A 459-nucleotide genomic window follows, 5' to 3' on the forward strand; every position below is an offset into this window, starting at 1 on the left:
GGTCCCGGTCGGTGACGGTGCCCCGGACCACGTTCACGGCCGGTTCGTCGGCGGCCACCGCGGCCAGCCCGGTCATCGACTGCCCGTCGTCGGTGCCCACCACCGCGGCCCGGGCGGTGAACCCGGCCCGGGCGGCCAGCGTGGCCGCCACCGCCGCGGCGTCGAAACGACGATCGGACAGATACCGCGTCAGTACCTGCCCCACCCGCGACACCGCCGCCGCGGAACGACCCGACACCGGCCACACCACCACAGCACCACCCAACACCGACCCCACCCCACCACCACCACCGGCAACGCCAACGCCGGCGGTGGGGGTGGGGGTGGGGGTGGGGGGTTCTTCGAGGATCAGGTGCGCGTTGGTGCCCGAGACCCCGAACGACGACACCGCCGCCCGCCGCGGCGTGCCCTCCCGCCGCGGCCACGGCACCGACCGCACCGCCACCCGAACCCCACCAG

At 76.0% G+C, this 459-nt stretch carries 1 protein-coding gene; it reads right to left on the reverse strand.

Translation table 11 applies throughout. From position 1 onward, the window contains the following. A partial coding sequence (locus ACLQ2X_RS28435; RefSeq protein ID WP_425684147.1) for a ketoacyl-synthetase C-terminal extension domain-containing protein occupies positions 1-445 on the reverse strand: 445 nt, incomplete at its 3' end. Positions 446-459 lie beyond the last annotated feature (14 nt).

The organism is Micromonospora sp. DT31, assembly GCF_049841795.1.
Lineage (GTDB): Bacteria > Actinomycetota > Actinomycetes > Mycobacteriales > Micromonosporaceae > Micromonospora.